The organism is Stenotrophomonas sp. CASM101 (assembly GCF_049384845.1).
Lineage (GTDB): Bacteria > Pseudomonadota > Gammaproteobacteria > Xanthomonadales > Xanthomonadaceae > Stenotrophomonas > Stenotrophomonas hibiscicola.
On the sequence record NZ_JBMRFR010000019.1, the window covers coordinates 46,971 to 64,946 of the forward strand.

At 65.6% G+C, this 17,976-nt stretch carries 16 protein-coding genes; 12 read left to right on the plus strand and 4 right to left on the minus strand.

Features of this window, described 5'->3' with window-relative positions:
- Position 1: 1 nt before the first annotated feature.
- The 7 genes from secY (at position 2) to VG543_RS18760 (ending at position 5,486) form a co-directional block, all read left to right on the plus strand.
- A complete protein-coding gene (gene secY, locus VG543_RS18730; RefSeq protein WP_005408215.1) occupies positions 2–1,369 on the plus strand; it encodes a preprotein translocase subunit SecY in 1,368 nt (455 codons plus the stop codon).
- Positions 1,370–1,716: 347 nt separating this feature from the next.
- A complete protein-coding gene (gene rpsM, locus VG543_RS18735; protein WP_004154500.1) occupies positions 1,717–2,073 on the plus strand; it encodes a 30S ribosomal protein S13 in 357 nt (118 codons plus the stop codon).
- A gap of 11 nt (positions 2,074–2,084) precedes the next feature.
- A complete protein-coding gene (gene rpsK / locus VG543_RS18740; RefSeq protein WP_004145443.1) occupies positions 2,085–2,474 on the plus strand; it encodes a 30S ribosomal protein S11 in 390 nt (129 codons plus the stop codon).
- 15 nt (positions 2,475–2,489) lie between these two features.
- On the plus strand, positions 2,490–3,119 hold the full coding sequence (gene rpsD / locus VG543_RS18745) for a 30S ribosomal protein S4 (RefSeq protein WP_004145446.1): 630 nt from the start codon (positions 2,490–2,492) through the stop codon (positions 3,117–3,119).
- A 55-nt stretch (positions 3,120–3,174) separates the two neighbouring features.
- Positions 3,175–4,173 carry a DNA-directed RNA polymerase subunit alpha gene (locus VG543_RS18750; protein WP_005408216.1) on the plus strand — a complete coding sequence of 333 codons (999 nt, stop codon included), beginning with the start codon at positions 3,175–3,177 and terminating at the stop codon, positions 4,171–4,173.
- A 190-nt stretch (positions 4,174–4,363) separates the two neighbouring features.
- Positions 4,364–4,747 (plus strand): 50S ribosomal protein L17, encoded by a 384-nt coding sequence (gene rplQ, locus VG543_RS18755; protein ID WP_005408217.1) that lies wholly within the window; start codon positions 4,364–4,366, stop codon positions 4,745–4,747.
- 232 nt (positions 4,748–4,979) lie between these two features.
- On the plus strand, positions 4,980–5,486 hold the full coding sequence (locus VG543_RS18760) for a disulfide bond formation protein B (RefSeq protein WP_058980348.1): 507 nt from the start codon (positions 4,980–4,982) through the stop codon (positions 5,484–5,486).
- Positions 5,487–5,551: 65 nt separating this feature from the next.
- Here VG543_RS18760 and VG543_RS18765 read toward each other — a convergent pair whose 3' ends face one another.
- A complete protein-coding gene (locus tag VG543_RS18765) occupies positions 5,552–7,675 on the minus strand; it encodes a TonB-dependent receptor (RefSeq protein WP_423177770.1) in 2,124 nt (707 codons plus the stop codon).
- A gap of 217 nt (positions 7,676–7,892) precedes the next feature.
- Between VG543_RS18765 and VG543_RS18770 the strand changes: the two genes are divergently transcribed.
- Positions 7,893–9,284 (plus strand): class II 3-deoxy-7-phosphoheptulonate synthase, encoded by a 1,392-nt coding sequence (locus tag VG543_RS18770; protein WP_019659572.1) that lies wholly within the window; start codon positions 7,893–7,895, stop codon positions 9,282–9,284.
- 302 nt (positions 9,285–9,586) lie between these two features.
- The gene (locus VG543_RS18775) at positions 9,587–10,774 is read left to right on the plus strand and encodes a mechanosensitive ion channel family protein (protein ID WP_423177768.1); all 1,188 of its coding nucleotides are present in this window, start codon (positions 9,587–9,589) and stop codon (positions 10,772–10,774) included.
- A gap of 72 nt (positions 10,775–10,846) precedes the next feature.
- Here the strand turns inward: VG543_RS18775 and VG543_RS18780 are convergent, their stop codons facing one another.
- The 3 genes from VG543_RS18780 to typA are packed head-to-tail and all read right to left on the minus strand — an operon-like array spanning position 10,847 to position 14,837.
- On the minus strand, positions 10,847–12,469 hold the full coding sequence (locus tag VG543_RS18780) for an amidase (RefSeq protein WP_019659570.1): 1,623 nt from the start codon (positions 12,467–12,469) through the stop codon (positions 10,847–10,849).
- A gap of 41 nt (positions 12,470–12,510) precedes the next feature.
- A complete protein-coding gene (locus tag VG543_RS18785) occupies positions 12,511–12,978 on the minus strand; it encodes a DUF2127 domain-containing protein (protein ID WP_019659569.1) in 468 nt (155 codons plus the stop codon).
- A gap of 11 nt (positions 12,979–12,989) precedes the next feature.
- The gene (gene typA / locus VG543_RS18790) at positions 12,990–14,837 is read right to left on the minus strand and encodes a translational GTPase TypA (RefSeq protein ID WP_026346967.1); all 1,848 of its coding nucleotides are present in this window, start codon (positions 14,835–14,837) and stop codon (positions 12,990–12,992) included.
- A 267-nt stretch (positions 14,838–15,104) separates the two neighbouring features.
- Between typA and VG543_RS18795 the strand changes: the two genes are divergently transcribed.
- The 3 genes from VG543_RS18795 to VG543_RS18805 all read left to right on the plus strand — a co-directional run bounded on the left by VG543_RS18795 (position 15,105) and on the right by VG543_RS18805 (position 17,438).
- Positions 15,105–15,596: a peptidylprolyl isomerase gene (locus tag VG543_RS18795; protein WP_005408225.1), complete on the plus strand. Its 492-nt coding sequence runs from the start codon at positions 15,105–15,107 to the stop codon at positions 15,594–15,596.
- Positions 15,597–15,714: 118 nt separating this feature from the next.
- Complete coding sequence (locus VG543_RS18800) at positions 15,715–16,701, plus strand: malate dehydrogenase (protein ID WP_005415428.1); 987 nt, start codon at positions 15,715–15,717, stop codon at positions 16,699–16,701.
- Between the two features lie 122 nt (positions 16,702–16,823).
- On the plus strand, positions 16,824–17,438 hold the full coding sequence (locus tag VG543_RS18805) for an RluA family pseudouridine synthase (protein ID WP_423177766.1): 615 nt from the start codon (positions 16,824–16,826) through the stop codon (positions 17,436–17,438).
- Positions 17,439–17,976 lie beyond the last annotated feature (538 nt).

The following is a 17,976-nucleotide window of genomic DNA, read 5'->3' on the forward strand; positions in this document are numbered from 1 at the left end:
CATGGCGCAAGCTGGCATCGGTAACCTCGCGGGCGGAATGGGCAAGTTCACTGAACTTCGCCAACGTTTGCTGTTCGTCGTCGGGGCTTTGATCGTCTATCGCATCGGCTGCTACGTGCCGGTGCCGGGCGTCAATCCCGATGCCATGCTTGCCATGATGCAACAGCAGGGCGGCGGCATCGTGGACATGTTCAACATGTTCTCGGGCGGCGCCCTGCACCGTTTCAGCATCTTCGCGCTGAACGTGATGCCGTACATCTCGGCATCGATCGTGATGCAGCTGGCCGTGCACATCTTCCCCGCCCTGAAGGCGATGCAGAAGGAAGGTGAGTCCGGCCGCCGCAAGATCACCCAGTATTCGCGCATCGGCGCCGTGCTGCTGGCAGTGGTGCAGGGCGGTTCGATCGCACTGGCCCTGCAGGGCCAGGTCTCGCCGTCGGGCGCTCCGGTCGTGTATGCGCCGGGCATGGGCTTCGTGCTCACCGCCGTGGTCGCGCTGACCGCCGGCACCATGTTCCTGATGTGGGTCGGTGAGCAGGTCACCGAGCGCGGCATCGGCAACGGCGTGTCGCTGATCATCTTCGCCGGTATCGTCGCTGGCCTGCCGGGTGCGATCATCCACACCTTCGACGCCTACCGCGACGGCAACATCCAGTTCATCCAGCTGCTGCTGATCGCCATTGTCGTGCTCGCGTTCACCTTCTTCGTGGTGTTCGTCGAGCGTGGCCAGCGCCGGATCACGGTCAACTACGCACGCCGCCAGGGCGGTCGCAACGCGTACATGAACCAGACCTCGTTCCTGCCGCTGAAGCTCAACATGGCCGGCGTCATTCCGGCAATCTTCGCCTCGAGCCTGCTGGCCTTCCCGGCCACCCTGGCCATGTGGTCCGGCCAGGCGGCCAACCAGAGCAGCTTCGGCCAGGTCCTGCAGAAGGTCGCCAATGCCCTGGGCCCGGGCGAGCCGCTGCACATGATCGTGTTCGCTGCGCTGATCACCGGTTTCGCGTTCTTCTATACCGCGCTGGTGTTCAACTCCCAGGAAACCGCTGACAACCTGAAGAAGTCGGGCGCGCTGATTCCGGGCATCCGTCCGGGCAAGGCCACCGCCGATTACATCGACGGCGTGCTGACCCGCCTGACCGCGGCCGGCTCGGCCTACCTGGTGATCGTCTGCCTGCTGCCGGAACTGATGCGCACGCAGCTGAACGCCTCGTTCTACTTCGGCGGTACTTCGCTGCTGATCGTGGTGGTGGTGGTGATGGACTTCATCGCCCAGGTGCAGGCGCACCTGATGTCCCACCAGTACGAGAGCCTGCTGAAGAAGGCCAACCTGAAGGGCGGCAACCGCGGCGGTTTTGCCCGCGGCTGATTGGCCTGTTATACTTTCGTCTTCCTGACGTGATGGTCCCTCCGCTTCGCGGACTCCGGCCACACAAACGAAGGGCGGCCCCCGCAGCGGTTCCGGGTGGGGGTGTGATGAGGTGGTCCCGCGCTGGAGTAGCGCGGGCGGCCCCGGGGGATACCCCGGGTCCAACCCCATCCGGCGCCGGAGCCTGGGCACACTCCCCAGGCCGGGTTCATGAAACCAGTGGTTTCACGGGCTTCCATGTAAACCGGAACCTTGTTAGTATCGCTAGTTCACTTTTTTGATCCATCCTGCCGGATTGGCGTGCCCGAGGCGCGCTGTCGGCCATCACTCAGCTGGAGAACCGCGTCATGGCGCGTATTGCAGGCGTCAACCTGCCAGCCCAGAAGCACGTCTGGGTCGGGTTGCAAAGCATTTACGGCATCGGCCGTACCCGTTCGAAGAAGGTCTGCGAAGTCGCAGGCGTTGCTTCGACCACCAAGATCCGCGATCTGTCGGAGCCGGAAATCGAGCGCCTGCGCGCCGAAGTCGGCAAGTACATCGTGGAAGGCGATCTGCGCCGTGAGATCGGCATCGCGATCAAGCGCCTGATGGACCTGGGCTGCTACCGCGGCCTGCGTCACCGTCGTGGCCTCCCGCTGCGTGGCCAGCGCACCCGTACCAACGCCCGCACCCGCAAGGGTCCGCGCAAGGCGATCAAGAAGTAAGGGACTGAGAAATGGCTAAGCCCGCTGCTAAGACCAAGAAGAAGATCAAGCGCGTCGTCACCGACGGCGTTGCCCACGTCCACGCTTCGTTCAACAACACCATCGTCACCATCACCGACCGCCAGGGCAATGCTCTGTCGTGGGCGACCTCCGGTGGCGCTGGCTTCCGCGGTTCGCGCAAGTCGACCCCGTTCGCTGCCCAGGTGGCTGCTGAAAAGGCCGGTCGTGCTGCGCTGGACTACGGCGTGAAGTCGCTGGAAGTCCGCATCAAGGGCCCGGGTCCGGGCCGTGAGTCGGCCGTGCGTTCGCTGAACAACGTCGGCTACAAGATCACCAACATCATCGACGTGACGCCTATCCCGCACAACGGGTGCCGTCCGCCGAAGAAGCGTCGCGTCTAAAGGGAGCGATAAGAAATGGCTCGTTATATCGGTCCTACCTGTAAGCTCGCCCGTCGCGAAGGCGCCGACCTGTCCCTGAAGAGCCCGGCGCGTGCGCTGGACTCCAAGTGCAAGCTGGAGCAGAAGCCCGGCCAGCACGGCGCCACTGCCCGCAAGGGCAAGCTGTCCGACTACGCCACCCAGCTGCGTGAAAAGCAGAAGGTCAAGCGTATCTACGGCCTGCTGGAGCGTCAGTTCCGCAACTACTACAAGAAGGCCTCGACCAAGAAGGGCAACACCGGCGAGAACCTGCTGCAGCTGCTGGAAACCCGCCTGGACAACGTCGTCTACCGCATGGGCTTCGCCGTGACCCGTCCGGCTGCTCGTCAGCTGGTGTCGCACCGCGGCGTCACCGTGAATGGCAAGTCGGTCAACCTGGCTTCGTACCAGGTCAAGGCTGGCGACGCCATCGCCCTGTCTGAAAAGGCTGCCAAGCAGCTGCGCGTCCAGGAAGCCCTGACCGTCGCCGCCCAGCATGACCTGAGCCCGTCGTGGGTTGAAGTGGATTCCGGCAAGTTCACCGGCATCTTCAAGGCCGTTCCGGATCGTTCGGATCTGCCTGCGGACATCAACGAAGCGCTGATCGTCGAGCTGTATTCGAAGTAATTCACATTGGAGAGCCCCCGGCGACGGCCGGGGGTTCACTAGGAGAACCCGCAACATGACGGTTACCGCCAACCAGGTTCTGCGTCCTCGCGGTCCGCAGATCGAACGCCTTACCGACACCCGTGCAAAGGTCGTTATCGAACCTTTGGAGCGGGGTTACGGGCATACGCTGGGCAACGCCCTGCGTCGCGTGCTGCTGTCGTCCATCCCGGGCTTCGCCATCACGGAAGTCGAAATCGACGGCGTGTTGCATGAGTACACCACGGTCGAAGGTCTGCAGGAGGACGTGCTCGAAGTCCTGCTGAACCTGAAGGACGTGGCCATCCGTATGCACTCCGGCGACAGCGCCACCCTGTCCCTGTCCAAGCAGGGCCCGGGCGTTGTCACCGCTGCCGACATCAAGGTCGACCACAATGTGGAGATCCTGAACGGCGACCATGTGATCTGCCACCTGACCAAGGACACGGCGATCAACATGCGTCTGAAGATCGAACGTGGTTTCGGCTACCAGCCGGCTGCCGCGCGTCGTCGTCCGGACGAAGAAACCCGTGCCATCGGCCGCCTGGTCCTGGATGCCTCGTTCTCGCCGGTCCGCCGCGTCGCCTATGCCGTGGAAGCGGCCCGCGTCGAACAGCGTACCGACCTGGACAAGCTGGTCATCGATATCGAGACCAACGGCACCATCGATGCCGAGGAAGCCGTGCGCACCGCCGCCGACATCCTCAGCGACCAGCTGTCGGTGTTCGGTGACTTCACCCACCGCGACCGCGGTGCGGCCAAGCCGGCCAACAACGGCGTGGATCCGGTGCTGCTGCGCCCGATCGACGATCTGGAGCTGACCGTGCGTTCGGCCAACTGCCTGAAGGCTGAAAGCATCTACTACATCGGCGATCTGATCCAGAAGACCGAAGTGGAGCTGCTGAAGACCCCGAACCTGGGCAAGAAGTCGCTCACCGAGATCAAGGAAGTGCTGGCTCAGCGCGGCCTGTCGCTCGGCATGAAGCTGGAGAACTGGCCGCCGGCCGGCGTCGCCAGCCACGGCATGCTGGGCTGATATCGGTAATGCCTGAAGGCTCCACCGTTCGCGGTGGAGCCTTCAACGCAACACAACACGCCACGACGAACCGCAGGTTCGCGGGCAGGCCGTCCAGGACGGAGGGCCAGGACCAACCGCAGTCCGCGCAGCAACGCCAGGATGGCGACAACGATCCGCACAGCCTCATCATTAACCAAGGAATATCACCATGCGTCACCAGAAGTCTGGCCGTAAGTTCAGCCGCACCAGCGCCCACCGCGAAGCGATGTTCAAGAACATGGCCGCCTCGCTGTTCAAGCACGAGCTGATCAAGACCACCCTGCCGAAGGCCAAGGAACTGCGCCGCGTTGCCGAGCCGCTGATCACCCTGGCCAAGGTCGACTCCGTCGCCAACCGCCGTCTGGCCTTCGCCCGCCTGCGCGACAACGAAGCGGTGGGCAACCTGTTCACCATCCTGGGCCCGCGCTACGCGAACCGTCCGGGCGGCTACCTGCGCCTGCTGAAGTGCGGTTTCCGCGCCGGCGACAACGCGCCGATGGCCTACGTCGAGCTGGTCGACCGTCCGGTCGTGGCCGAGGAAGTGGCCGAGTAATCGGACCGCTCCAACGCGACACAGCGAAAGCCCGGCCTCTGCCGGGCTTTTGCGTTCTGGTAGCGCCGGGCCATGCCCGGCGTTTCCGTATCCGCTACGCTCGCCGGGCATGGCCCGGCGCTACCTGCGGCACAATGCGACCCGCACCGTTCCGACAGGCGTCACCTGTGGCGGTTCGAATGGCGCGCGCTCTCGGTTACGCTTGGCGCCCTGATCCATTCGAGCGTTGACGATGAATCCACTGCGCTGGCCCTTCCGCGCCCAGTTCTTCCTGGGCTTCCTGATCTGCGCGGGCCTGCTCGGCTACGCGATCTTCCTGCAGCTCAAGATGGGCCTGGAGCCGTGTCCGCTGTGCATCTTCCAGCGGCTGGCCTTCGCCGCGCTGGGCCTGCTGTTCCTGATCGGTGCGCTGCACGGGCCGTCCAACCGCCCGGGACGCGCGACCTACGGGATTCTCGCCTTCATTGCCGCCGCGGTAGGCGTCGGCATTGCCGCGCGCCACGTCTACGTGCAGATGCTGCCGCCGGAGATGGGCGCGACCTGCGGCCCGCCGCTGAGCTTCCTGCGCGAGACCATGGGGCCGCTGGAAGTGTTCCGCACGGTGCTCACCGGTACCGGCAACTGCGGCAACATCGACTGGACCTTCCTGGGCCTGACCATGCCGATGTGGTCGGGCGTGTGGTTCGTGCTGCTGGCGCTGTGGGCGCTGGTGGTGTCGCTGCGCAGGGTCAAGCGCTGAACGCAGGGTAGTGCCGGCCGCTGGCCGGCACACCGTGGGAATACCGGCCAGCGGCCGGCGCTACCTCAGAAATCCTGCTGCAGGCTCAGGTAAGCACCTCGGCGCGGTCCCCACTGCGGGGCGAAGACGCCGACACCGCCACCGTCGCGCAGCTGGTAGCTGCGATCCAGTGCGTTGATCACGGCCAGTTGGACGTGCAACGGATGGCCGCTGTCGGCATTGAAGTCGTGCCCGGCGCTGAGGTTCACCTGCAGGTACGACGGCAGCTCGCCGCCGTTGGGTACGCCCTCGATGTCCGAACGCAGGCCGCTGCCGAACACGTAGTTGGCACCGATCCGGTTGTGTCCGGCAAAGGCGTAGCTGAAGCCACCCGATGAGGTCAGTTTCTGGTCGTGGTCGAGGTGGATCCAGTGGTCGGCCACATAGGCCAGCGCGTCCGGATCGAGGTTGTACTGGCTGGTGATCACCTGGGTGCCGATGGCCTTGTTGTACGCCGCGTTGAAGTAGGCGCTGAACGGGCCGTTGCTGTAGTCGGCACTGAACTCCAGCCCACGGATGTGGCCACGGCGATAGTTGAACGTCGAGTAGATGTAGGCGGCGCCGAACTGGCCTTCGTCCTGCAGGCGCGCAACGCGGCGATCGTAGGCGTCCAAGCCCAGGGTGAGGTGGTCGCCCACCTGCTGCGACACGCCGATGTCGTAGTAGTCGCTGCGTTCGGCCAGTGGCGTGTTGTTGCCGCCGCTGGGCTGCTGGTTGGTGGTGCCGTCGTATAGGGCGATATCGCTGCTGGCGATCAGCTCACTGGCCGGTGGCGTGAAGTAACGCGAATAGCCGGCATGCACGGTGGTGCTGTCGCTGGCATTCCAGACCACTCCCATGCGGGGGCTGAGCTGGCCCTCGGTGTGGCCAAAGGCCTTGTAGCGATCTCCGCGCAGGCCGTAGTTGACGGTCCAGTCGTCGCCGATCTTCCATTCATCCTGCACGTACAGCGCCAGCGTGCTGGCATGGAAGGCACTGCGGTCAGGTATCAGCAGCGGTGTGGTGCTGGACTGCTGGCCGGCGTCATCGACCGGAAACACCCAGCTGCTGTTGCTGGCCCGCGCATTCTCGTAGTTGCCGTACAGGCCATAGCGCAGCGTGTGGTCGTTGCCCAGTGGGGTGGAGAAATCGGCCTGCAGCGTGTTGGCGCGGTTGCTGCGTTGCACCTGCGAGGCGACGCCACTGAACACCAGGTCGCCGACGACATCCGGATGGAATGCCACATCGCTGTAGCGCTGCCCGGCCGAGAGCTGATATGCGGTGCTGCCCAACGTGCCCTGCAGCACCAGCATGCCGAAGCGGGTGGCCTCGCGCTGGGTTTCATCCAGCTGGCTGGAGTCGAAGGTGGTGGTATCGAGGTAACCGAACTGCGGCGTCTGCCCGGGGTTGACCGGGATCTGGAAGCGATTGTTGGCAAAGCCGGCGAACACGCTCAGGCGGGTGTTCTCGTTGACGAGGTAGGTAAGGTCAGCGAACGCTTTGCCCTGGTGGGTGTCGTCGTGCAGCGGCTTGCGCGAGCGGGTCGGGTTCTCCAGGCCAACCTCGTTCTGGTCGTAGTTGCCAGTCAGGAACCAGCTCCAGCGCCCCTGGTTGCCCCACCACGAGGCGTTGGGATTGATCTTGCCGAACGAGCCTGCGGCCAGCCCGGCGCTGCCGCTGTTGCCGAGCTCGGCGCCGCTGCGGGTGGTGATGTCGACCACTGCAGCGGTGCGCTCGCCGAACTGCGCCGGCAGCGCGCCATCCATCAGGCGGATGCTCTTGATGGTGCGTGCATCCAGCGTCTGGCCGAAGCCCGAGATCGATTCGGGCAGCAGCACGCCGTTGATGCGGTACTGCAGATTGGCGTGGTCGCCGCGCACGTGCACGCCGCCGTAGGAATCCTGGACCACGCCGGGCGCCTGCAGCAGCACCTGGCTGAGCGGCGCGGAGGCGCCCAGCGGCTGCTTCTGGATGTCCTCGGCGGTGATCTGGTACTGGCTGCTGCCGATGTCCGGCGACAGCGTGTTGCGGGCCTGGTCGAGCTGGGCGTGGACGGTGACCGCGTCGAGGTCCTTCACGGGAGCGGCGGCATCGGCGGCCACGGCGAGGGAAGGCAGGCTGGCCAGGGTCAGGGCGAAGGTGATGCCGGTAGCAAGCAGGGAGGGCTTCATGGCGGATAGGCTGTGGAAGGGGCCATTGGGGATTGAGTGTTACTTCGTAACAGTGCGTGGCGAATCATGCGCCTGACCGGCTGGCCGTGGGCATGCCGCTTTTGGCCAATCGCGATGCCCTTTCCCCGGCGTTCAGTCATGTGCAGACGCCGTTCGGCCCTTTGCGACAGCGGTCGGCTCTGCGACCATGAACGTCCCCCACCTCCGGATGCCTGCAATGAGCCTGTCCGCCGTTTCGCCTGTCCCCGATCCCGTCGCAGCCGCCACCGGCGCTGCCTGGTCGCCGGAGAGCTGGCGTGGCAAGACCGCGCTGCAGATGCCGACCTACCCGGACCCGGTGGCGCTGGACGCTGCCCTGCACGAGCTGAAGCGGCTGCCGCCGCTGGTCACCTCGTGGGAGATCCTGGCCCTGAAGCAGCAGTTGGCGGAGGCCCAGGAGGGCAAGCGCTTCCTGCTGCAGGGCGGCGACTGCGCCGAGAACTTCAGCGACTGCGAATCGGGCACCATCTCCAACCGCCTGAAGGTGCTGCTGCAGATGAGCCTGGTGCTGGTGCATGGGCTGCGCCAGCCGGTGATCCGCGTGGGTCGCTTCGCCGGCCAGTACGCCAAGCCGCGTTCGGCCGACACCGAGACCCGTGACGGCGTGACCCTGCCCAGCTACCGCGGTGACGTGATCAATGCCCCGGCGTTTACCGAAGCCGCGCGCCTGCCGGACCCGAAGCGGATGCTGCAGGCGCACGCGCATTCGGCGATGACGATGAACTTCGTACGGGCGCTGATCGATGGTGGTTTCGCCGACCTGCACCACCCCGAGTACTGGAACCTGGAATGGGTGAGCCATTCGCCGCTGGCCGCCGAGTACCAGAAGATGGTGGCCTCGATCGGCGATGCCGTGCATTTCATGGAGACGTTGGCCGGGGCCCGCGTGCACAACCTCAACCGCATCGACTTCTACACCTCGCATGAAGCGCTGCTGTTGCCGTACGAGCAGGCACTGACCCGCCAGGTGCCCCGCCAGCAGGGCTGGTTGAACCTGAGCACGCATTACCCGTGGATCGGCATGCGCACGGCTGCGCTGGATGGCGCGCACGTGGAATACCTGCGTGGCGTGCGCAATCCGATTGCGATCAAGGTGGGCCCGTCGGTGACGCCGGACCAGCTGCTGCGCCTGATCGATGTGCTCAACCCGCATGACGAGCCGGGCCGCCTGAGCTTCATCCACCGCATGGGTGCCGCGCAGATCGCCGAGAAACTGCCGCCGCTGCTGGACGCGGTCAAGCGTGATGGTCGCCGCGTGCTGTGGGTGTGCGATGCGATGCATGGCAATACCGAAAGCACCGCCAACGGTTTCAAGACACGTCGCTTCGACAACGTGCGTGGCGAGGTGGAGATGTCGTTCGACCTGCATGCGGCCGCCGGTACGCGCCTGGGCGGTGTGCATCTGGAACTGACCGGCGAGGACGTGACCGAGTGCATCGGCGGCGCGCGCGAACTGACCGAGCGCGACCTGGAGCGCGCGTATCGTTCAACGGTGGACCCGCGGTTGAACTACGAGCAGTCGCTGGAGATCGCGATGGCGATCGTACGCAAGCAGGAGCAAGTGCGGTAAGGGTTTTTCGGCAGGGCTTGCAGCCCTGCACCTGCTGCAATCAACGGCAAAAGCCGAAGCGGCATTCCGTGGGGTGGCGGGGCGGTGTGGGTGGTCAGGACACGCCGTAAACCCATCCATGGGGGCTCGATGGCGCCATCCATGGCGCCAACGGTCCTGCCCACCCACACCGCCCCGCCACCCCACGGAAACCCGCTTCTGCTTCGGCTGTTGCTGTTGCTTCGGCTCGCAGCAGGTGCAGGGCTGCGAGCCCTGCCGATCAACACCCTCCTTACGAACGACTGACGTGACGCTCATGCGCCATGCGCGAGGCTGTCCGTTCACGCTTTCACGTGGAGGTGGCAAGAGTGCCTTGGGAGCACATGCAGGCCTATGCATGGCCATTGGGTTTGGCCGCATTGGTGGGGGGCATCGGCGCGTGGCTGATCCTGTGGATCTATCACCGGCTGAAAGGGCGTGATCGACGGCGCGCGCGCATCGGGCGCGTGCTCGGCCTGCCGATGGCCACCGCGTGGCCGTTGCTGCTGTTGATTCCCGCCCTGCAGGCCACGCCGCTGCAGGATCCGTTGCTGGGCCATCTGCAGCATGTGCTGCACATCGCGTTGACTGCCTGCTTCATCTGGTTGCTGGTACGTGCGGTGGCGGCGGGCGAGCGCGCAATCCTGCGCAGCCATCCCATTGATGTCTCCGACAATCTGGAGGCGCGCCGCATCCAGACCCAGACGCGCGTGCTCAGCCGGGTGCTGATGGGCGGCATCATCGTGCTGGGCGCATCGCTGGTGCTGCTGACGTTTCCGATGGTGCAGAAGATCGGTACCGCGCTGCTGGCCTCGGCCGGCCTGATCGGCCTGGTGGCCGGTATCGCGGCCAAGCCGGTGTTCGGCAACCTGATCGCCGGCCTGCAGATCGCGTTGACGCAGCCGATCCGCCTGGATGACGTGGTGATCGTGGAAGGCGAGTGGGGACGCATCGAGGAGATCGGAAGCAGTTACGTGGTGGTGCGTATCTGGGATGAGCGGCGGATGGTGGTGCCGTTGACCTGGTTCATCGAGAACCCGTTCCAGAACTGGACGCGGCGTAGTGCCGACCTGCTCGGCACAGCCTTCCTGTGGCTGGATTATCGTGCCCCGATTGCGGCGATCCGTGCTGAACTGGAGCGCATCTGCCGGGGCGAAGCGTTGTGGGATGGCCGAGTCTGCGTGACCCAGGTGACTGAAACCAGTGAGCGTGCAATCCAGATCCGCCTGCTGGTCAGTGCGCGCAGCTCCGGCGACGCGTTCGACCTGCGTTGCCTGGTACGCGAGCGCATGCTCGATTTCCTCGCGCGTGAGCATCCGCAGTCGCTGCCGCAGGTGCGTGCGCGACTGCAGCATGCAGACGAGCTGGACATGCCGCGTGGTCCTCGTGCACGCACTGCAGATGTGCGTTCGCCGGGGGCTGAAGACGGTGAGGCGGCGATCGTGCCAGCGGAGCCCGACCAGCCGCTGTAGAGCCGAGCCATGCTCGGTTGCTTTCGATTTTCCGTTGAAGCCGAGCGTGGGCTCGGCTCTACAGAAACACGATCACGGCTCGCCAGCGTCGATCAGCGCGTCGGTATCGAAGTGCGGCGGGCGCCGTGCGCGCGTGCGCTGCTCGTAGGCGTAGGCCATCTCGATCAGCTTCGGCTCGCTCCAGGCGGTGCCCATGAACAGCAGGCCGACGGGAAGGCCGTTGATCTGGCCCATCGGCACAGTCAGGCTGGGATAGCCAGCCACAGCGGCAGCGCTGTAGCTCTCGCCGGGGAAATCGTCGCCTTCGCTGCGGATCGGCCACGCCACGCCGGTGGTGGGGGCCACCAGCGCATCAAGCTGGTGGGCGGCGAGGGCAGCGTCAATGCCTTCCGGGCCCGCCAACCGGCGTGCATCGCTGCGCGCGCGGATATAGGCCGGGTCGGCCAGGCCGGCGGTGGCGTCGGCCGCCACCAGCAGTTCCTGGCCGAACAGGCCCAGCTCCTGCTTGCTGTGCGCCTGGTTGAAGGCGATCAGTTCGGCCAGGCTGCGCAGCGGGGCGCGATGGGCGCTGAAGTAGCGCTCCAGCCCGGCCTTGAATTCGTACAGCAGCAGCGTGCGCTCGGCCTCGGCCCAAGCGCCCTGGTTGGGCAGCTCCACCGGCACCACCACGGCGCCGGCGCGACGCAGCTCGGTCGCCGCCTGTTCGATCAGTGGCGGCATGCCCCGGTACTTCAGCAGGGGTGTCTGCAGCAGTCCGATGCGCTTGCCGCGCAGGCCCTGGGGGTCCAGTCGCGCGGTGTAGTCGTAGACCGCGCGGCCGGGCATGGTCGCGGTGGCCGGGTCGGCATCATCGCGGCCGGCGATCGCGGTCAGCACGGCGGCAGCGTCGGCGACACTGCGCGCCATCGGACCGGCGGTGTCCTGGCTGAAGGAAATCGGGATGATGCCGTCGCGGCTGACCAGGCCTACCGTCGGCTTGAGGCCGACGATGCCATTGATCGCCGCCGGGCAGACGATGCTGCCGTCGGTTTCGGTACCGATTGCTGCGCTGGCGAGGTTGGCGGCCACGGCTACCGCGCTGCCGCTGCTGGAGCCACAGGGCGAATGGCTCAGCCGATAGGGATTGCGGGTCTGGCCGCCGCGCGCGCTCCAGCCGGAGATCGAATCATTGCCGCGGAAATTGGCCCATTCGCTGAGGTTGGTCTTGCCCAGCACGATGGCGCCGGCATCGCGCAGCCGGCGCACCAGGTAGGCATCGTCCGGACGGAAGCTCTGCAGGGCCAGAGAGCCGGCACTGGTGGCCATCGGCGCGGCGTTGATGTTGTCCTTCAACAGCAGCGGGATGCCGTGCAGCGGGCCGCGCAGGTGGCCGCTACGGCGCTCGCGGTCGCGCGCGGCGGCTTCCTTCAGGGCATCGGAGTTGAGCTCGATCACCGCGCGCAGGCGCGGCCCGGCGCGGTCCAGGGCGGCGATGCGCTGCAGGTAGGCCTGGGTCAGGGTGGTGCTGTCCAGTTCACCGGCGGTCATCCGCGCCTGCAGGTCGGCAATATCGGTTTCGGCGTACGGGAACGGCACGTTGCGGCTCGCAGGTTCGGCCGCATGCGCGCTGGGCGTGGCCGGGCTGCAGCCAGCCGAAAGCAGCGCCGGCAGCGCGGCGAGCAGGCAGGTCAGCAGAGGCGGCAAGGACGGGCGCATGGGGCGGCTTGGTCGGCTCCAATCCCCAGTGTAGCGAGTGCTCAGCGGTGGCGCTTGCGCAGGTCGCGGGCGAGTACGTAGACCACGATCAGGTTGATGGCCAGGATCGTCCACGACGGCCAGCCGGGATGGCGGATGATCGCGAAGATGTCGAAAGGCAGGTACAGGGCAGCGGTCAGGCAACCCAGCCAGGAGGCCCAGGCCTTGGCCCGCCACAGGCCCCAGGCTTCGACCAGGTGCAGCAGTCCGTAACCGATCATCCCCGCCGCGGCCAGGTGGACCGCGTCGGGGCTGATCATGTGCAGCAGCGAGGGCAGGGTGCCGTGGTCCGGATCCAGGCTGAAACGCCGGATCAGGGCCATGATGCCGTGCCGCAGCGGCTGCGGTCCGAGCACTTCCAGCCCGGTGGCAGCCAACAGTGCCAGCATCGCCTTGCTCGCTTCGAGCAGGGCGATGACGTGCAGGCCCGGATGCCGGTGTGGATCCGGGTTGTAGCCGCTCTGGCTCACGGGGTGCTGGCTCAGCCGCCGCGCGAAGCCTTCTTGCGGTCGCTCTCGGTCAGGAACTTCTTGCGCAGGCGGATCTCCTTCGGGGTGATCTCGACCAGCTCGTCGTCTTCGATGAAGTCCAGGGCCTGTTCCAGCGAGTACTTGATCGCCGGGGTCAGCTGGATCGCATCATCCTTGCCCGAAGCGCGCATGTTGGTCAGCGGCTTGGTCTTGATCGCGTTGACGGTCAGGTCGTTGTCCTTGGAGTGGATGCCGACCAGCTGGCCTTCATACACGTTGTCACCTTCGGCGGCGAAGAGCTTGCCGCGTTCCTGCAGTGGGCCCAGCGAGTAGGCCGGGGTGACGCCCGGCGCATTGGCGATCATCACGCCGTTGATGCGCTTGGCGATCGCGCCCTGTTCCTTCGGGCCGTAGTGGTCGAACACATGGAACAGCAGGCCCGAACCCTGGGTCAGGGTCTTGAACTCGTTCTGGAAACCAATCAGGCCACGGGCCGGGATCTGGTATTCCAGGCGCACGCGGCCCTTGCCGTCCGATTCCATGTTCTTCAACTGGCCCTTGCGGGTGCCCAGCTTTTCCATCACGCCGCCCTGGTGGACTTCTTCGATGTCCACCACCAGCTGCTCGATCGGCTCCATCAGCTGGCCGTCGATTTCCTTGATGATCACTTCCGGGCGCGACACGGCCAGCTCGTAGCCTTCGCGGCGCATGTTCTCGATCAGCACCGACAGGTGCAGTTCGCCACGGCCGGAGACCAGGAACTTGTCGGCGTCTTCCAGCTGCTCGACCTTCAGGGCCACGTTGTGGACCTTTTCACGGTCCAGGCGGTCCTTGATCTGGCGGCTGGTCAGGAACTTGCCACCGGACAGGTCCTTGTTGCCTGCGAACGGCGAGTTGTTCACCTGGAAGGTCATCGAGATGGTCGGCTCGTCGACGGTCAGTGCCGGCAGGGCTTCCGGGAAGTCCGGTGCGCAGATGGTGTCGGAGATGGTCAGCTCCTGGATGCCGGAGATGGCCACGATGTCGCCGGCCTCGGCCGAATCCTGCTCGATGCGCTCCAGGCCCATGAAGCCCAGCACCTGCAGCACCTTGCCGTTGCGCTTCTTGCCTTCACGGTCGATGACCGCGACCTGCATGTTTTTCTTCAGGGTGCCGCGCTGGATGCGGCCGATGCCGATCACGCCCACGAAGTTGTTGTAGTCCAGCTGGCTGATGCGCATCTGGAACGGGCCTTCCGGGTCCACTTCCGGCTTCGGCGCGTGCTTCATGATCGCTTCGTACAGCGGGGTCATGTCGCCGTCGCGCACGGTGTCTTCCAGGCCGGCGTAGCCATTCAGGCCCGAGGCGTAGACGATCGGGAAGTCCAGCTGCTCGTTGGTGGCACCGAGCTTGTCGAACAGGTCGAAGACCTGGTCGATCACCCACTCCGGACGGGCGCCCGGACGGTCGACCTTGTTGACCACGACGATCGGCTTGAAGCCCATCGCGAAGGCCTTCTGGGTAACGAAGCGGGTCTGCGGCATGGGACCGTCCATCGCATCGACCAGGATCAGCACGGTGTCGACCATCGACAGCACGCGCTCGACCTCACCGCCGAAGTCGGCGTGGCCGGGGGTGTCGACGATGTTGATCCGGTTCTTGATGCCGGTCTTCTTGTCTTCCCAGGTGATGGCGGTGTTCTTGGCCAGGATGGTGATGCCGCGTTCCTTTTCCTGGTCGTTGCTGTCCATCACGCGCTCGGCGAGGACGGTACGCTCGGACAGGGTGCCGGACTGCTTCAGCAGCTGGTCGACCAGGGTGGTCTTGCCATGGTCGACGTGGGCGACGATGGCGATGTTGCGAAGATTTTCGATGGACATACGAAAGGGGGCCAGTCGGCGCCGGATTTGGAAAAAGAAGTCCAACATTATACGTCGAACTTGACGATTCGCGAAAAGGTGGATTTCACGCCCGTCACGGGGCCCATTCAGCTGGGCCGCCACACGGCCGAGGCCGCCAGACCGTCGCGCGGGCTGCCCCGCCGGCGGCTGAAGCCCGGGTCTGCGCCCATGGTCGAAGCCGCCGCCGCCGCAAGGCAGGTGTAAACTAGGTGGCTAGACGCGTTCCCCTCTGCATCAAGGATCTTCATGTCCCTCATCGCCACTTTCGACACCACCCAGGGCCCGATCAAGGTCGAGCTGTTCGCCGACAAGGCGCCGCTGACCGTGGCCAACTTCGTGAACCTGGTCAAGCACGGCTTCTATGACGGCCTGATCTTCCATCGCGTGATCGCCGACTTCATGATCCAGGGCGGCTGCCCGCAGGGCCGTGGAACCGGCGGCCCGGGCTACAAGTTCGAAGACGAAAAGAATGGCGTGAAGCATGAGGTCGGCTCGCTGTCGATGGCCAACGCCGGCCCGAACACCAACGGCAGCCAGTTCTTCATCACCCACATCAAGACCGATTGGCTGGACGGCCGCCACACCGTCTTCGGCAAGGTCCTGGAAGGCCAGGCCATCGTCGATTCGGTCAAGCAGGGCGACGTGATCCATTCGATCACCCTGGAAGGCGACGTCGACGCCGTGCTGGCCGCCCAGGCCGACCGCGTCGCCGAGTGGAACAAGCACCTCGCCGCCTGATCCCCCTTCGAAACGGCCACCCACGGGTGGCCGTTTCCCTGTTCCCCGCCGCCCGCCAGGCCTGCGTGGCTCCGCCCGCGGCGTCCCATCAAACGCTTGCAAGCAAGAGGAAACCCCCATGAAAGCACCCGTTCGTGTTGCCGTGACCGGCGCCGCCGGCCAGATCGGTTATGCCCTGCTGTTCCGCATCGCCTCCGGCGAAATGCTGGGCAAGGACCAGCCGGTCATCCTGCAGCTGCTGGAACTGCCGGTCGACAAGGCCCAGGCCGCCCTGAAGGGCGTGATGATGGAGCTGGAAGACTGCGCCTTCCCGCTGCTGGCCGGCATGGTCGGCACCGATGACGCCGAAGTCGCGTTCAAGGACGCCGACATCGCCCTGCTGGTCGGCGCGCGTCCGCGCGGCCCGGGCATGGAGCGCAAGGACCTGCTGCTGGAAAACGCCAAGATCTTCACCGCCCAGGGCGCGGCGCTGAACAAGGTCGCCAGCCGTGACGTGAAGGTGCTGGTGGTCGGCAACCCGGCCAACACCAACGCCTACATCGCCATGAAGTCGGCCCCGGACCTGAAGCCGGAAAACTTCACCGCCATGCTGCGCCTGGACCACAACCGCGCGCTGAGCCAGCTGTCGGCCAAGCTCGGCAAGCCGGTCGGTGGCATGGAGAAGCTGGTGGTGTGGGGCAACCACAGCCCGACCATGTACCCGGACTACCGTTTCGCCACCGCCGATGGTGCGTCGATCGCCGATGCGATCAACGACCAGGAGTGGAACGCCAACACCTTCATCCCGACCGTCGGCAAGCGCGGCGCGGCGATCATCGAAGCCCGCGGCTCGTCCTCGGCTGCTTCGGCCGCCAACGCCGCCATCGACCACGTGCGTGACTGGGTGCTGGGCAGCAACGGCAAGTGGGTCACCATGGGCGTGCCGTCCGACGGTTCCTACGGCATTCCGGAAGGCGTGATCTTCGGTTTTGCCGTGACCACCGAGAACGGCAAGTACACCCTGGTCAAGGATCTGCCGATCGACGACTTCAGCCAGAAGTACATCGACAAGACCCTGGCCGAGCTGGAAGAAGAGCGCGCCGGCGTCGCCCACCTGCTGGGCTGATGCAGGCGGTACCGGCTCCGGACGGTACGTCTTCCATCAAGGTAGGTACCGACCGCTGGTTGGTACGCGGAAAGCGGGGAGGCTTCGGCTTCCCCGTTTTCATTTGGAATTCCTGGAACCGCATGATCCACCTGCACTACATCGATGACGCACTGCTGGTGGCCGAGAAGCCGGCTGGCCTGTTGTCCGTACCCGGCCGCAGCGCCGAGAACCAGGACTGCGTGGTCGCGCGCCTGCAGGCGCTGTATCCGGATGCGTTGACCGTGCACCGCCTGGACCAGGTGACTTCCGGCCTGCTGCTGCATGCGCGCGGCAAGGACATGCAGGCGGCGTTGTCGATGCAGTTCGAGCAGCGCCAGGTTGGCAAGCGGTATGAAGCGGTGGTGCAGGGGCTGCTCGAACGCGACACCGGCGAAGTGGACCTGCCGCTGATCGTGGACTGGCCGAACCGGCCGAAGCAGAGGGTCGACCATGAGCGCGGCAAGCCGGCGCTGACGCGTTGGCGCGTGCTGGTGCGCGATGTTGAAGCGCGGCGCACGCGCGTGGCGTTGGAACCGATCACCGGCCGCAGCCATCAGCTGCGGTTGCACATGGCCAGTATTGGCCATCCGATTGTTGGCGACGTGCTGTATGACGCGGCACCGGCGCAGCGCGTGCATCTGCATGCGTGCAGCCTGCAGTTCACCCACCCGGTGACGGGCGAGGTGCTCGCGTTCGAGTCTGCGGCTCCGTTCTAGGGGTTCGGCAGGGCTTGCAGCCCTGCACCTGCTACGAACCGGAGCAACGCGAAAGGCCAAGGCGGCTCTGGCTTTCTACTTGTTGGGCGGGGCGGTGTGGGTTGGCAGGACACGCCGTAAACCCCGCTCCGCGGTCCGGCCCAGCCGCTGGCGGCTGGGCGTTCGGGCGCTTGCGTAGCAGTGCTTCGCAAGCAAAGCGCCCTTACCCATGGGGGCTCGATGGCGCCATCCATGGCGCCAACGGTCCTGCCAACCCACACCGCCCCGCCTTCGACAGATCTCCGGTGACGGATGGTCTATCCACGCTTTGCGTGGATCAAATCCATCGGAATCGAATATTTCGACAATTGATCGAAAAGGATCCACGCATGGCGTGGATCTACCGTGTCGACCAAGGTCGACACCCACCAGAGCAATACGCCGTTCCGACAGATGGCAGGAAACTGTCGAAGGCGGGGTGGGTCCGGTTGCGGGGGCGTGAGCGCCATGGATGGCGCGACCGAGCCCCCATGGGTGAGGGCGCTTAGCTTTCCAAGCA

What these genes read in the sequence shown, in the direction of transcription:
- VG543_RS18780 (WP_019659570.1), bottom strand. Translation starts at nt 12,469, where the DNA reads ATGCGCCCGTCCTTGCCGCCTCTGCTGACCTGCCTGCTCGCCGCGCTG.
- VG543_RS18770 (WP_019659572.1), top strand. Translation starts at nt 7,893, where the DNA reads ATGAGCCTGTCCGCCGTTTCGCCTGTCCCCGATCCCGTCGCAGCCGCC.
- typA (WP_026346967.1), bottom strand. Translation starts at nt 14,837, where the DNA reads ATGTCCATCGAAAATCTTCGCAACATCGCCATCGTCGCCCACGTCGAC.
- secY (WP_005408215.1), top strand. Translation starts at nt 2, where the DNA reads ATGGCGCAAGCTGGCATCGGTAACCTCGCGGGCGGAATGGGCAAGTTC.
- VG543_RS18750 (WP_005408216.1), top strand. Translation starts at nt 3,175, where the DNA reads ATGACGGTTACCGCCAACCAGGTTCTGCGTCCTCGCGGTCCGCAGATC.
- rplQ (WP_005408217.1), top strand. Translation starts at nt 4,364, where the DNA reads ATGCGTCACCAGAAGTCTGGCCGTAAGTTCAGCCGCACCAGCGCCCAC.
- VG543_RS18805 (WP_423177766.1), top strand. Translation starts at nt 16,824, where the DNA reads ATGATCCACCTGCACTACATCGATGACGCACTGCTGGTGGCCGAGAAG.
- rpsM (WP_004154500.1), top strand. Translation starts at nt 1,717, where the DNA reads ATGGCGCGTATTGCAGGCGTCAACCTGCCAGCCCAGAAGCACGTCTGG.
- rpsK (WP_004145443.1), top strand. Translation starts at nt 2,085, where the DNA reads ATGGCTAAGCCCGCTGCTAAGACCAAGAAGAAGATCAAGCGCGTCGTC.
- VG543_RS18775 (WP_423177768.1), top strand. Translation starts at nt 9,587, where the DNA reads ATGCGCGAGGCTGTCCGTTCACGCTTTCACGTGGAGGTGGCAAGAGTG.
- rpsD (WP_004145446.1), top strand. Translation starts at nt 2,490, where the DNA reads ATGGCTCGTTATATCGGTCCTACCTGTAAGCTCGCCCGTCGCGAAGGC.
- VG543_RS18765 (WP_423177770.1), bottom strand. Translation starts at nt 7,675, where the DNA reads ATGAAGCCCTCCCTGCTTGCTACCGGCATCACCTTCGCCCTGACCCTG.
- VG543_RS18760 (WP_058980348.1), top strand. Translation starts at nt 4,980, where the DNA reads ATGAATCCACTGCGCTGGCCCTTCCGCGCCCAGTTCTTCCTGGGCTTC.
- VG543_RS18795 (WP_005408225.1), top strand. Translation starts at nt 15,105, where the DNA reads ATGTCCCTCATCGCCACTTTCGACACCACCCAGGGCCCGATCAAGGTC.
- VG543_RS18800 (WP_005415428.1), top strand. Translation starts at nt 15,715, where the DNA reads ATGAAAGCACCCGTTCGTGTTGCCGTGACCGGCGCCGCCGGCCAGATC.